The sequence below is a fragment of the Collinsella sp. TF05-9AC genome (assembly GCF_003438495.1).
GTDB lineage: Bacteria > Actinomycetota > Coriobacteriia > Coriobacteriales > Coriobacteriaceae > Collinsella.
Map to the genome: position 1 here is coordinate 1 of NZ_QSSH01000023.1, position 12841 is coordinate 12841.

Annotated in this window: 9 protein-coding genes; 2 read left to right on the forward strand and 7 right to left on the reverse strand. The window is 58.0% G+C overall.

Annotation, left to right across the window (positions count from 1 at the left end; translation table 11 throughout):
* Positions 1-117: 117 nt before the first annotated feature.
* On the reverse strand, positions 118-957 hold the full coding sequence (locus DXC52_RS07105; protein ID WP_089572054.1) for a metallophosphoesterase family protein: 840 nt from the start codon (positions 955-957) through the stop codon (positions 118-120).
* Positions 958-1210: 253 nt separating this feature from the next.
* Between DXC52_RS07105 and DXC52_RS07110 the strand changes: the two genes are divergently transcribed.
* Both DXC52_RS07110 and DXC52_RS07115 read left to right on the forward strand, forming a co-directional pair.
* Positions 1211-2812: a potassium/proton antiporter gene (locus tag DXC52_RS07110; protein ID WP_117746701.1), complete on the forward strand. Its 1602-nt coding sequence runs from the start codon at positions 1211-1213 to the stop codon at positions 2810-2812.
* Between the two features lie 611 nt (positions 2813-3423).
* A complete protein-coding gene (locus DXC52_RS07115; protein WP_117746702.1) occupies positions 3424-4101 on the forward strand; it encodes a DUF3800 domain-containing protein in 678 nt (225 codons plus the stop codon).
* Positions 4102-4108: 7 nt separating this feature from the next.
* On the opposite strand, the gene DXC52_RS07120 is transcribed toward DXC52_RS07115, so the two are convergent.
* The 6 genes from DXC52_RS07120 to DXC52_RS07145 all read right to left on the reverse strand — a co-directional run bounded on the left by DXC52_RS07120 (position 4109) and on the right by DXC52_RS07145 (position 12838).
* Entirely contained in the window at positions 4109-4321 is a 213-nt protein-coding gene (locus DXC52_RS07120) for a hypothetical protein (RefSeq protein WP_117746703.1), read from the reverse strand.
* 27 nt (positions 4322-4348) lie between these two features.
* The gene (locus DXC52_RS07125; RefSeq protein ID WP_117746704.1) at positions 4349-5713 is read right to left on the reverse strand and encodes a hypothetical protein; all 1365 of its coding nucleotides are present in this window, start codon (positions 5711-5713) and stop codon (positions 4349-4351) included.
* A gap of 74 nt (positions 5714-5787) precedes the next feature.
* Complete coding sequence (gene brxL, locus DXC52_RS07130) at positions 5788-8136, reverse strand: protease Lon-related BREX system protein BrxL (RefSeq protein WP_199409487.1); 2349 nt, start codon at positions 8134-8136, stop codon at positions 5788-5790.
* Between the two features lie 11 nt (positions 8137-8147).
* Positions 8148-10856: a BREX-1 system phosphatase PglZ type A gene (gene pglZ / locus DXC52_RS07135; RefSeq protein WP_117746705.1), complete on the reverse strand. Its 2709-nt coding sequence runs from the start codon at positions 10854-10856 to the stop codon at positions 8148-8150.
* A 23-nt stretch (positions 10857-10879) separates the two neighbouring features.
* Complete coding sequence (locus DXC52_RS07140; protein WP_117746706.1) at positions 10880-11848, reverse strand: hypothetical protein; 969 nt, start codon at positions 11846-11848, stop codon at positions 10880-10882.
* A 144-nt stretch (positions 11849-11992) separates the two neighbouring features.
* Positions 11993-12838, reverse strand: coding sequence for a hypothetical protein (locus DXC52_RS07145; RefSeq protein ID WP_117746707.1), 846 nt, complete (start codon positions 12836-12838; stop codon positions 11993-11995).
* Positions 12839-12841: the final 3 nt, after the last annotated feature.

A 12841-nucleotide genomic window follows, 5' to 3' on the forward strand; every position in this document is an offset into this window, starting at 1 on the left:
GGCGCGAAGCACGCGGTTGACAAAACTATAGAGACACGTCCCAGAAAAATCATTTGATGGGAAGAAGGGCAAAAGTAGTCAAAAAGCCCGTCCCGAATGAGCTACCCTTTGCACCAATTACTCCCCTGGGTTGATGTTTGCATAGAATTCAGCCCCGTCGTCCAGACGCAGGATCCCGACGCGGCCGAACTCGGAGCCGGTGGCGGCGGCGCAGTCGATATCGATGCGATCGGGCACGCCGGCGGTATCCTCGCCACCCAGACGCACAATCTGCCCGCGGCCCGACTCCTCATCGAGTCCCGCAAGGCCACCTACCTCGCAATAACGCCCGAGCGACACCGTTGGCGTGTGGCCGCTCACCACGACCGGCCCCTCGCCCTCGGCAGAAAGCAGTCCCGTCGGCGCATCCCAATAGCCGTGACGAATCCACAGCAGGTCATCGGACGACTGCACCGCGAGCATCTGCTGCAGCAGTTCGCGATCGGCACCCACCGCTCCGACGCCATCGGCACAATCGACGCCATGCTCAAGCAAAAACGCGCGCGCCGCCTTCATCTCGATTCCAGCATGTACCAGCAGATACGGGCGTTCCTCGGTCTCGGCCACCGCGTAGAGCGGCAGCGCGGCCATCCATCGCACGAGCTCCTCGTATGCCTCAAATTCCATGTCGTTGAGCTGCTCGCGCGTCGTCCAGCCACCGTTGATATCCCAGGTCTCGGCATCGAGCGGATCCTGGCCAATGATGGCATCGAGCATGATCTGCTCGTGATTGCCCTTGAGCACGTGGGCGTTGGGCAGCGAGCGCACGAGCTTAATAACGCCGACCGGATCGGGCCCGCGATCGATCATGTCGCCCAGCACGTACAGCGTGTCGTCGGACGTCAGCGAGATCTTAGACAGGGCCTCGTCAAGCGCACGCACGTGCCCGTGAGCATCAGATGTCACATAGATTGCCATGGTACGCCTCTCCTTGCATTGCGGCCGAAGCCCGGTGCCGCAACTAAAACTTCAAGTTGAACTTAAACGTTACCCATTGTACTCCGTTGCAATAAAGCTGGAAAGGGTTTCCGAGCAGAGGCAAAGACGGCAGCCGTCTATGACGATATCGCGCACGCCCGCAATCCAACCCCATAAACCCACCATCTTTGGGTACAAACAACCGCAGACAACTGACCGTGCCACGCCAACCACCCAGGAGCGGACACCATCCATGAACCAGATCCTTCTCTTTATCGGCCTCGTTATTATTCTGTGCCTGACCATCAAACCCGTCGGCAAAAAGCTCCCCTTCCCCACCCTGCTTATCATTATCGCACTCGGCATGCTGCTGGGCGTCAACGGTCCGGCGCACATCGACTTTAGCGACTATGCGCTCACCGAAACCGTCTGCAGCACGGCGCTGCTGTTCATCATGTTCTACGGCGGCTTTAACACCAACATCGACCGCGCCAAGCCCGTCGCCGCGCCCGCGGTGTTGCTGAGCACGCTCGGCGTCGTCATCACCGCAGGCATCACCGGCATGTTCGCCCACTTCGTGCTGGGCTTCGACTGGATCGGCGGCCTGCTGCTGGGCTCGGTCGTGGCGTCGACCGATGCGGCAAGCGTCTTTAGCGTGCTGCGCGAGCACAACCTGTCTCTGAGGGACGGCACCGACTCGCTGCTCGAGGTCGAATCGGGCTCCAACGACCCCGTCGCCTACATGCTCACCGCGGTGCTCGCGACCCTCGCGGCGGGCGGCAACATCGACATTCCCGTGCTGCTGGCCAAGCAGATCATCCTGGGCGTGGGCCTGGGCCTTGCCATCGGCTGGGCGGCGGGCCGCCTGATTGAACGCGCGCACGCAACGGCCAAGGACGCGCAGACCATCTTTTTGTTCGCCGTGGCGATCGTCGCCTACGCGCTACCAAGCTATCTGGGCGGCAACGGCTTTTTGGCTGTATACCTGACCGGCATTGTGCTGGGCGCCAGTGACGTCACTGGCAAAGTCGAGATGGCGCACTTCTTTGACACCCTCACCGAGATGGCCGAGATGACGATCTTCTTCTTGCTCGGCCTGCTCGTGACGCCCGCGCGCCTGCCGCAGATGCTGCTGCCGGGCCTGGCGCTCATGGCGTTTATGCTCTTCGTGAGCCGTCCCATCGCCGTCGGCGTGCTCCTGGCGCCCTTTAAGACGAACCCTCGCCAGATCGCGCTCGTAAGCTGGGCGGGTTTGCGCGGCGCCGCTTCGGTCGTGTTTAGCCTCTTTGCCGTGGTAGCCGGTGTTCCCGGCGGTCACGACCTGTTTGACCTGGTGTTTGTGATTGCCGTGTCGAGCATTGTGGTGCAGGGCTCGCTGCTGCCGGCGGTGGCGAAAAAGCTCGACATGATCGATGCGGAAGGCGATGTCCGCCGCACCTTTAACGACTACCGCGACGAAGACGGCATGTCGTTCGTTAAGCTCAAGGTGGGCGCGGGGCATCCGTTTGCCGGACGCTCGCTCGCGGACATTGGCAGCGCGACGAACATGCTGGTGGTCTTGGTGCTGCGCGACGGCGCCCATCCGGTGTTACCCAACGGCGATACCGTAATTGAAGAAGGCGACCTGTTGGTTATGGCCGCGCCGACGTTTGAAGAGCGTGCCGAGGTTACGCTGCGCGAAGTCACCGTGACACCCCACGGTCGTCTGGCCGGCCAGCGCCTGCGCGACGTGCCGCAAGGCAAGCACCCCTTTATCGTGGTGATGCTCAAGCGCGACGGCCAAACAATCATCCCCGACGGCAACACCCTCATATACGCCGGCGACGAAGCCGTCATCGCCACGCTGGAGTCGTAGCCATCCCCACCCATAAGTTGCGGTGAAATAGGGATTGAATAGGCTTCTGAACAGCCATTTCAGTCCCTATTTCACCGCGAGTTATTGAGGGGATGGGTTGAAAAACATTTGAATTGACACCGAAATGAAAAAAGCCGGGGAAAACGTCCCCGGCACTTGGAAGCCCTCTCTTTTGAGATGACCGATTTCTTTATATCACGAACGCTAGTTAGATGCCATTCATTGAGGGCTTTATCAGGCGCGCCATCCCATCCACATGGCGCCATTTGAAAGCCGTCCGATCTCATGCTATAAAGAAATCGGTACCCTCGAATAAAGGGACCTCCAAGAGCCGGGGGATGTCCCCCGGCATTTTTTATGCGAGTCAAGACTAAATACTTCTCGGGAAAACGCCGGCCCATTGCGTCAGCAATTTACGAGCCGCTCTACCCACCTCTGGACGGCTAAGGACTTTTCGCAGGTAGTTTGACGAACATATGTTTGCTTATTATAATATTACTTGAAAGCACCCCTTATCTCATGGTATAAAGAATACGGTTCCCTCCAAAAGAGGGGCCTCCAAGAGCCGGGGTCTTACCCCCGGCATTTTTTTGCAAAAATGGAGGCCCATCATGAGCGAACTCTCCGTCTTTGTTGACGAATCTGGCGACCTCGGAGGCGTCTCCAACTACTACCTCGTCACCCTCGTTTTTCACGATCAAAACGATGCAATCGTTGAACGCATTGACCGCTACGAGCGCGCCCTGTCGCAGTCCTCGCTTCCCAATACGCCTTTTCATGCAGGACCCCTACTGAATGGAAACGGCGACTACAAAGATCTTCCCAAGGAGCAGCGAAGGCACATGTTGAGCGCATTTCGCGCGTTCATTCAGCATCTCCCCATACGCTATCTCTGCCTGCAATACCGAATGAGCGAATTCGCCGGCAATCAAAACGGTCTCGCGGAGAGAATGAGGCGAGACCTCACAGTTGAACTTTTCGACCATCTGGAATTCTTCCAGCGATACGACACCGTTAAGATTTACTACGACAACGGCCAACCGATTGTAACGGAGGTCATTCATTCTGCGCTTGAGTACGTTCTAGCAAGGGATGTCATCGTATACCGAGAAGCCACACCACGAGCCTACCGGCTATTCCAAGTTGCTGACTACATCTGTACGATCGAGCTAACGGCTATCAAGTTTGACAGCAAGGAAGATACAAAGACTGATCGGCTATTTTTTGGAACCCGAAGGACGTTCAAAAAGGGATTTCTCTTATATCTCAGGAAGAAAAGGATGAACTGACCCGGGGTCACCAGTCGTCAGACGCTCCGCAGTCGTCATCGACGGCAAAGTCGCGGAGGTCGAGGCCTTCGCGTTCGGCTCGGGCTAGGAGCTCTTGGGGCGACTCATCCTCGATATCCACTACGTCGAGCATAGCGGCCGGAAAGCCCACGCCGGAGGCACTCCCCGCATGGTCGATCAGGCTCTCACGCAGCTGATCTACATCGACTTCGATTTTCATGGTGCAACCTCCTATCGAGCCAAGCCCCTACTCACTAGCACCGAGCGCGTCCACAGCAGTAACAAAAGCCGCAACCTGCTTGTCGTCCATCTGCGCAGCCAAACGCCCCACTGGCTCGTCGTAGGCATACTGAACCTTATCGATAAAGCAGTCCCAAGCACGCTCGTCCACACGCACGGCGGCCTCGCAATACTGGCTGAGCTTTTTGAGTCCATACCAAAACGCATTCACATGACGCGCGGGATCCTCATCCAGCACTCCATCATAACGGCGTCCGTTAAACTCACGCATGCGTACCACGGCAACCTCGAGCGAGTCGCCTCCCTCGGCCGAAGCCTCATCCACAAGCTCGGGAATCGGAACCTCACGCCGAACAGTATGCCTGGTTGCACCATCGTACTCGCCCACCAGCACGTCCTCATCAAGCCGAGAATCATAGTCCAAATAGCTGGTGCCACAACAAATGCCGTGCGGGGAGCCCGTGCCAAACGCACAGAACAACCCGCCGTCGGCAACAACGCGACGGTAGGTCTCAAACGCCTTCTTAACCTGAACGAACAGCTCGGAAAGCAAACCGGCATCGCACGCCGTCTCGCACGCAACGCAAGCAGGCTCCGGCAGCCCCGAAAGCTCAACCGTGCTCCCCGCAACGCGGGCGGCGCGCTGGGCCCGATACGCCTGCGCCGCCAAGCGCGCTCGCTGCGCAGCGCCGCGCACGTTCGTAAGTTCACGCTCCAACGCCACGTCACCAGCCACATCGCCAGCCAAATCGCCCGTAAGCCCGTCAGCGTCCTGCGACCCTGTCGCACTCAGCTCGGACTCAAACGTCGCCGTGATCATACCCGCAAGGTCCGTTGCGTCGGCGGCACAACGCAACTGCTCTAGCTGCGTGCACAGCAGATCGGCATCTAGGGGCACGGCATCCACAATGCGCACGTCACTCAGACGCGCCACGTCCAGCAGCACCATAGCCCCCGCAGCATCGTACGCCGCACGAACCCTGTCCGCCGTATTGGCGCGCAGCTTTACCTCGATAAACGCAAGCGTCTGCTCCAAACGGGCCAGCAGCTCGGCCTTGTCCTCCATGCGCAAAAAGGCAGCATAGCGACACTCCATCCGCAGTGGACCAACAATGCCCGCCTGTTTGCGAGCGCGCGCAAGGGCCGCACCCTCAACACGGCGCACGTACGTATCAACAGCCCACACGGCAGACTCGCGCGCAGCGTGCTCGGCGGCCTCGACGCCCCTAAGCACGCCCAGCAGCTCGCGGGAGCGCGCCTTGCGCACCAACTCCCCGCGATCGTACTGCTCAAGCGCCGTCTGGCGCTTGGCTACCGATTCAAAGCCAAACAGCTCGTCGAGCAACTCACCAACCGAACGTTCGTCCGCCATGGCAGGGCCTCCCTACTCGAACACGCCAACACGCCCGCGGGTCTACGCGCACGCAAGCCCGCTCGCCCGTACCCCTACAGATCCAGAGCCTTTTTCGCGGCGTCGACCGGGTCGCCATCCATGTAGAACACCGGGCTCAACCCCGAGATAATCTCGGACGAAACACTCTGTAGGCCCGCGATGGCACTCAGCGGCAAAATCACACGTTTGGCACCGGCGTTTTTGGCCACGCGCATAATGTCCTCGAGCCCGCGGATCTCGTCCATAGAGCCCGACATGCGCAAGATGCCCGGAATCGCCAGCGCGGGCATCACCGGGCGGTTGCACGCCGCGGAGCAGAGGCCCACAAACTCGGCGAGCGAAACTTCCTCGGACAAGCCCTTGCTCTGCAGGTCGTTATAGAACAGCAGGTAATCCTTGGAGCCAATGTGCATGCCCGGCGCCACGCGGTTCGCCAGGTTCACAAAGTTGTCGAACGCGGCTTCCAGCGTATCGCGCACCGGCTTGTTAAAGGCCACGCCCTCGTGCTTAAACTTGCACTCGCCGGCAACGGCCTTGTTCTCCAACTTGTACACGGCAACCTCGCCGCCCTGTGATCTGCCCACGCCAAACACGTGGCCGGACAGCAGCGGCCCATCGGGAATCAGCGTGTCCTCGGACTGCTCGGGCACGCGCACCACGTGAACGTCCTGCGGGTTGTCGGCATCCATATAGCCCAGGTTAACGTCGATAAACTCGACGCCCGCCATAATCTTGAGCTGCTCCTTTACGCGGCGACGGCCCTCGATGGCGTAGTCCAGCAGCCAGCGCACGTCGTCCTTGTCCATGGCCTCGTCGGGGAACAGCAGCTTGGCCAGGCCGCTAAAGGTCTTGCGCACGGCGATCTCGTCGCGCTTGTTAAAGTCGCTGTTAAAGCGGAAATACCGGTCGATATGGTGCGTAAAGTCCTTGCGGCGCATCTCCTTGCAAAATTCCGACAGGCAGTCGGTGATCAGACCGTAATGCCCGGTCAGCAAGCTCGAACGCATCTTGGGAATCTCCCAGCCCGGCAGGTAATAGTGGATACGGTCAAAGAAGGCCGAATCGTTGTTAAACTCCGGCGGGAACGGATCAAACAGGTGCGTGGTCTTAAGGACATTTTGCACGGTGTCGTTGATGTTGCCCTCAAAGACCATGGAGGCATCGGCGTTAATCTGGTCGCGGCCGCGCGCGTAGCTGCCGCTCGCCATATAGTCCTTCATGATCTGCACGGCATTGGTGTCCTTAAAGCGCATGCCGGCGACCTCGTCGAACGTCACGCAGTCCCAGTGACCTACCAAGCCCACACGGTCGGCGCGCATGGAGTTCATGCGGCCGAACAGGTTGGCCGTGGTGGTTTGGCCGCCCGAAAGCAAGATGGCGTAGGGCGAGACCTCTTTGTAGATATGGCTCTTGCCGGTGCCGCGGGGACCCAGCTCGCACAGGTTGTAGTTGCGCTCGATAAGCGGCACCATGCGCTCGATAAAGTGCAGGCGCTCTTTCTCGGAAAGTTCGCTGGGCTCATAGCCAGCAGAGCGCAGCAGCATATTGAGCCACTCGTCGCGCGTAAAGTACTGGCGCTCGTCGATCATGGCATCCAGGTCCAGATTGGGCATCTGGATGGGCGTGAGCGACGCCACGCTAAACGGAGAGTCCTCGGGTCCGCGCTTTTTGCGCTTGGCCTTGGAGCGGCGCGGCGCATCGTCGCCAAAGACCTCCATGCCAAACTCGTCTTCCTCATCCACGGGATGACGATACTCGATGCTCATAATGCACCAAATGCCGCCCTGCAGAATCTTGGAATAGTCGCGCACGTACTCGGCCGGCATCACAAACGGCTCGATGGTCAGGTTGGCAAACGACACCACGTAGATATCTTTGTACTCGTCGAGTTTAGCCGTCACCTTGTCGATAATGGTAAAGCGGCCCAGTTCGCGGATCTTGGACTTAATGCGCTCGGACTCGTCGGGACGCACGTAGTTATCGGTGAGGATCTTGCGGATGCGCTCCAGACCCTCCGCCACAGCATCCTCGTCGTCGGTTGAGCAGTACATGCCCAACAGGTACTCCAACACAAAAGTGGGCACGTTGGCGCCACGCTTCATAAGGGCCGTGAGGTCCTTGCGCACGATCTTGCCGCCAAAGTGCTCGAGCAGCTTGCCGTCCAGTCCATCCATGTCGTAGCCCTCATCCTCGGGAGCCTCGGCCACAGCCTGAGCATAGCCATCGGTCGGGGACTCACCCTCGGCGGGCGCCGCAGGCTCCGCCGGCTCCTCGCCGGTCACCGCGGCCTCAACGGGCTCCGGGGCAGGCGCCGCAGCCTCCACAACCGCCGCAGCATCCACTGGCACGCTCACATCAATCGAGGGAACTTCCCACAGATCGTCGTCATGGCTATCAAACATAGGGCACACTCCTAAAAACCAAAGTCAGCAACAGGGGCAAACGAAACGGCAATGGTATACGTCTCGCGCCAAACGATCTTGCCCGTCTCGCGCTCGCGGCAGACCAGATAGTACGGACCCTTTGCCGAGAATCCATCCGCCGCGCGCAGCGCAAACTTGGCATGCACTACGCGCTCCTGCGAATTAACAGAAGTCTTGTTAGCATGCGCCTTGACCGTATCGCTCACCTCGTTGCCGCTTGCATCGGTAAACACCAGCTCGTATTCGCACGGCAAGACCTTGCCTTGGGCTGGTTCTTCCTGGATCAAGTTGAGCGAGAAGAGCGAGTTGGTCACCCGGCGCCCCTCACTTAGCACGCGCAACGTCGCCGCGCGCGTGTCGACAAAGTCCTTGGAACCCGAGCGCACACGCCAAAATCCAATAACGGGCACGCAAAGCTCCTGCAGGCTCATGCCGCCGTGGACGTAGTTGTTAGTACCACCGGGACGCTTGAAGTGCACGTTCTCGCGCGGGGCAAACCCCTCAAAGCCGGCACCCAAACGTCCCATGCCAACATTAACAAACACCTCGCGTACCTCGTCCGAAAGCTTGGCCACGGCCTCGTTGGGCACCACCAGATGACGCTTGCCGTGCATGACGGGAGCGTCAAGGAAGGGAAGATCTGGCTTGCCGAGCATCTGACACTCGCTGAGCTCCCGGCGCGTGTAGATAAAGCCGTGATCCGCCGTTATAACAACACGCGCGCCCGGGGCGTCGGTGCACACGCGGCGCGCCAACGCGGCAAGCTCCTCTACGGTGTCCGTACAGGCATCGAAGACGTCATCCTGCGTAGCGGCCTTCTCGCCCGTGGCATCAATCTTGTTGTGATAGAGGTAGACAAGTCTTGAGTCCTTGAGCAGCGCCTTACGCTCGGTTCCCGCCATGTTGAGGTATGCGCTCGAGCGCAAAGCGCGGGCCGTAGGCTCAACATGGGTAAGCACGGCCTCGCGTTGCGGAGTCGTTGCGGTGGGCTTGCCGTCAGCCAGCACAAACGAACCATCCGCTGCAAGCCCAAGCGCCTGATGCGGCAGCAGCGCGGGCATGCCCACCTCTGTAATGGAGGGAAAGACCGCCTGCATGCTAGAAACCTTGACGTTGCCGCCGCGCTCGCGCTCGAGCAGCGCCGCGACGTCGCAGGCCACCTCATAGCGCAGCGCGTCGCTCACGATAACGACCGTCGTTTTAGCAGAGCCCACAAAGGTGGGCAGCACATGCCAGTAGAACTCATCCTGCCGTTCGGGACCCTCGATGTAGCCGCAATCGGCCCACTCCCCTTGCGCAGCGGATGTCCAGCAGGCATTGGCATCCGCCAAGAACCAGTTGCTGTAGAGATTCTCCGCCCAGTCCGCCACAGCGCGGGCAGGTTCCTCGAGCACATCGCACTCGACGGAGCGCGCCCGCAGATACGCGGTGCACATATGACGATAGGCGGCATCCATGGCATACCAATCGGACGTGTAGGCATCCCACACCTGCTGGGGCTGCGCCAGATGGAACCCGCCCGCGTGCGCCTGCCTAAACGCACACATATCGGCCACAGCGGCAAGCAGGTCAAAGTAGTTCTCGACACGACGGTACCAGCTTAGGTCGCAACGGCGCGCAGCAAAGGCACGCGCATCCTCAACACGGTCTGCACCTTGCGCAAACGAGCAGAACAGCTGCGAGAGCACAGCCTCATTGACGCACGGAAACACATCAAGCGAGGTCAGTACATCGATCGGCAAGGTCTCGAACCGTGCAAAGAGTCCGCGGGCGTCCTCAACCAAACGGCAAATCTCAAATAGGTCCTCGCTCGATGCCTGGGTATCGGCGGCCTGGTCCCACGTACGCACCGCCTCAAGGCAATAGGGCCCATAGGCGGGAGCCACATGGCTCTCAAGCCCCTTGAGCGCTCCCTCGGGAAGCGCGGTGGATGCCGCCGTAAGAAGCACATGGGATGCAAGCATAAGCAATGAGTCACGCTCGTAAAGCGGCCCATCAAACCCATAGCAACGCACGATGAAGGCAGAGAGCACATCACGCACGCAGTACTTGTCCACCAACTCGGCCAGCGCCTCGGGACCCTCGTGCAGCAGCATGGTCATACAGCCACGCAGCACAAACGCGGGGCGCGCGTCACCAGGCTCTTTACCGCCAAAAATCACCGTAAGGATGCCGAGTTCGATATCGGATGCGCCCGAGGCATGCGGAACACACGCGGCAAACTTAGCGCAGCGGGTCTTGGCATCAAAGAACGTCTTGTGCTCGCGCAGGCTCTCGCGCACGGCGTCGATATTCTCGATGCCCAGCTGATCGGCCAAAAGCGAAAGATAGTCAGCCTGGAACTGATCGGCATACAGCTCAACATCGGCAAGCCAATCACCCTCAAGCCTGCCGCGCGGGCAACGGCGATACAGCAAGATATCGCTCGCAAGGTCATCGCGGTTGATGAGTTTCTTGACGGCAAACATACGGCCCTCGCAGGCCTCAACAAAGCGCACCGGGCGCTCAAAGTCACCGTGAGCAGGCATTACGCCGGCATCGCCCCCCACGCCGTCGAAACCCTCGGCAGCCAATCGCTCAAACTCAGGAGCAAACTCGCCGTCCGCATCGTGCCAAACCACAACACGGCGCGGCGCGCATGAGGACAACGGCTGCAAAAATCGCAGCTTGAGCTGTTCTTCTACATCTATCTTGGGCATGAATATCCTTACCGTATCTGCAGTTACTTAATCTTCGCCAGCACATCCTGAAACTTGGCGTAGTTGACCTTGACGCCGTCATCCAGGTCGATCTTAATCATCTGGTCTGCCAAGTGGTGCAGTTTCTCCTCGTAGGCAATGGTCTCTTTGAGCTGGTCGTTGAGCTTTTTGATGCGCTTATCCAAGCGCACGCGCTCGCCGCGCTCGGCACTGACAAGGGCATCGTTGGCATACCCGATCTGGGCACGGTAGCGCTCCAGCTGCTCATGCACATAGTCGATGCGGATGCGAGCCAATAGGTCAGGCTGGTAGCGATGCATGTAAACAAGGCACTTGAAGCCGTTCTTCTTGCCGCTGTCGAACAGCCAGTAGATGGGGCGCTTCTTATAGGTCTGGCAGTGGTCCTTAAAGAAGTCCTTCAAAAAGTAGGTGCGGATTGCCTCGCGCGAGGTACCCTTGCCGCCGAGTGCCTCGGCAATAAAGGCCAGGTTCTGCTCAAGCGTCTCCTCGCCATACACGGTGCGCACAAAGTCGATAAAGTAGCGCACGATGTCGTCGTCAAAGTACTCGTCATCGGTAATGGGCAGCACGTTATCGCTATCGGGCATAAAGGTCACATGATCAGAGTTGGGCATCTTGGCCAGATAGTCATCGACTGTGGCGCCCTGATCGGCCAGGACCAGCCCGTCCACATCCAGCGAATAGCGGCCAAACATGCAGCCCACGGCATAGCTTATGAGCGAGGTAATCTCATCGCGCTTAGTGCGCACGTATTTGTTGCCCTTATAGCTCTCGGGGATCTCATCGGCGGTATCAAAGATACGCGCCACCGAAACGTACTTATCCTCGACCTCGATGGGCACCTCACCCTCCATGTTGTAGATCTTGGCAAAGATTCGGTTGAGCTCTTCCTCGTTAGTGCGAAGCTGCTCGAAGCGAGCATTGACCTCGGCCTTGCGGGCCTCGTATTTATCTTGAAGTAAAGTGGCCATATTTGACCGCCCTCTCATTTAAAACGCCGACTGATTTCATTTAAAAGGTCACATCCGAGAGACAGCGAGTCTCTTTGCGATAAAAAACATTAGAAGCTCATTCGACACACCGTTCTTTGCAATCAAAGATGAAACATCTCTTACTCATGGATTTGCGTCACCAGTAAGTTCCCATTTTCGATTAGAACGTGAATAAGCAATAAGCCCTTGGGCCTTCAGCTCGCCAAGTAATTCATCTAAATTACGCTTAGATAACTCACAGTCCTTCCCGAGATCATCTTTATTTGAGTAGGACCCACTCGATATTCGAGACAAAACCAATTGACGTTTGTTTTCCCACTCCCGTTCTGAAGCCTCTTTCTTGCGGGCAATTTCTTCCGTCTCATATATGGCCTCGGACTTAACCACAGCAATCCAATCAATGAGAGTGCTGCATTTAAGAAATAAACGAGAACTCACCTCAAATGAATCCGCTCCAATGAGATCTTTTCCTGGTATACCGTTTTCAAAAGCAATGAAATCTACACCGTTCTTTTCGACCAATTGAAAGCGACAATGTGCCAACGAATTTCTAATAATCCGAAATAAATCAAGCACAAAATTGCTGTTGATGAGCGCCACGACGCGATTTGAGATACAGGTTGAAGCAAAATTGCCAGGCATACCAGCTTCAACGAACCTATTTTTCATCTCTTCTTTTCGTGTGGCCGTAAATAGCGTCGACCCATCGCAGAGATTGGCCACTTCCAATAATCTTCGGTGAAGATACCCGAATTTAGGAGGAACACTATCGGCCCATCCATAATCGAGAAGCGATAGCCCTCTGCTACTCACGCCTTTGCAAGGAGATTCAACCAGAAAAAACTGAACAATAGAACCCATGACGTCGTTATGGTCATTAACCTTAACAGCCTTTATCCAGCTTGGCTTAGGTTCGACATATTCAATTTTAGTCTTATCGACAGGCTTGCGCCTCTTCTTTTCAGCCATGAC

What these genes read in the sequence shown, in the direction of transcription:
- DXC52_RS07105 (WP_089572054.1), bottom strand. Translation starts at nt 957, where the DNA reads ATGGCAATCTATGTGACATCTGATGCTCACGGGCACGTGCGTGCGCTT.
- DXC52_RS07110 (WP_117746701.1), top strand. Translation starts at nt 1,211, where the DNA reads ATGAACCAGATCCTTCTCTTTATCGGCCTCGTTATTATTCTGTGCCTG.
- DXC52_RS07115 (WP_117746702.1), top strand. Translation starts at nt 3,424, where the DNA reads ATGAGCGAACTCTCCGTCTTTGTTGACGAATCTGGCGACCTCGGAGGC.
- DXC52_RS07120 (WP_117746703.1), bottom strand. Translation starts at nt 4,321, where the DNA reads ATGAAAATCGAAGTCGATGTAGATCAGCTGCGTGAGAGCCTGATCGAC.
- DXC52_RS07125 (WP_117746704.1), bottom strand. Translation starts at nt 5,713, where the DNA reads ATGGCGGACGAACGTTCGGTTGGTGAGTTGCTCGACGAGCTGTTTGGC.
- brxL (WP_199409487.1), bottom strand. Translation starts at nt 8,136, where the DNA reads ATGTTTGATAGCCATGACGACGATCTGTGGGAAGTTCCCTCGATTGAT.
- pglZ (WP_117746705.1), bottom strand. Translation starts at nt 10,856, where the DNA reads ATGCCCAAGATAGATGTAGAAGAACAGCTCAAGCTGCGATTTTTGCAG.
- DXC52_RS07140 (WP_117746706.1), bottom strand. Translation starts at nt 11,848, where the DNA reads ATGGCCACTTTACTTCAAGATAAATACGAGGCCCGCAAGGCCGAGGTC.
- DXC52_RS07145 (WP_117746707.1), bottom strand. Translation starts at nt 12,838, where the DNA reads ATGGCTGAAAAGAAGAGGCGCAAGCCTGTCGATAAGACTAAAATTGAA.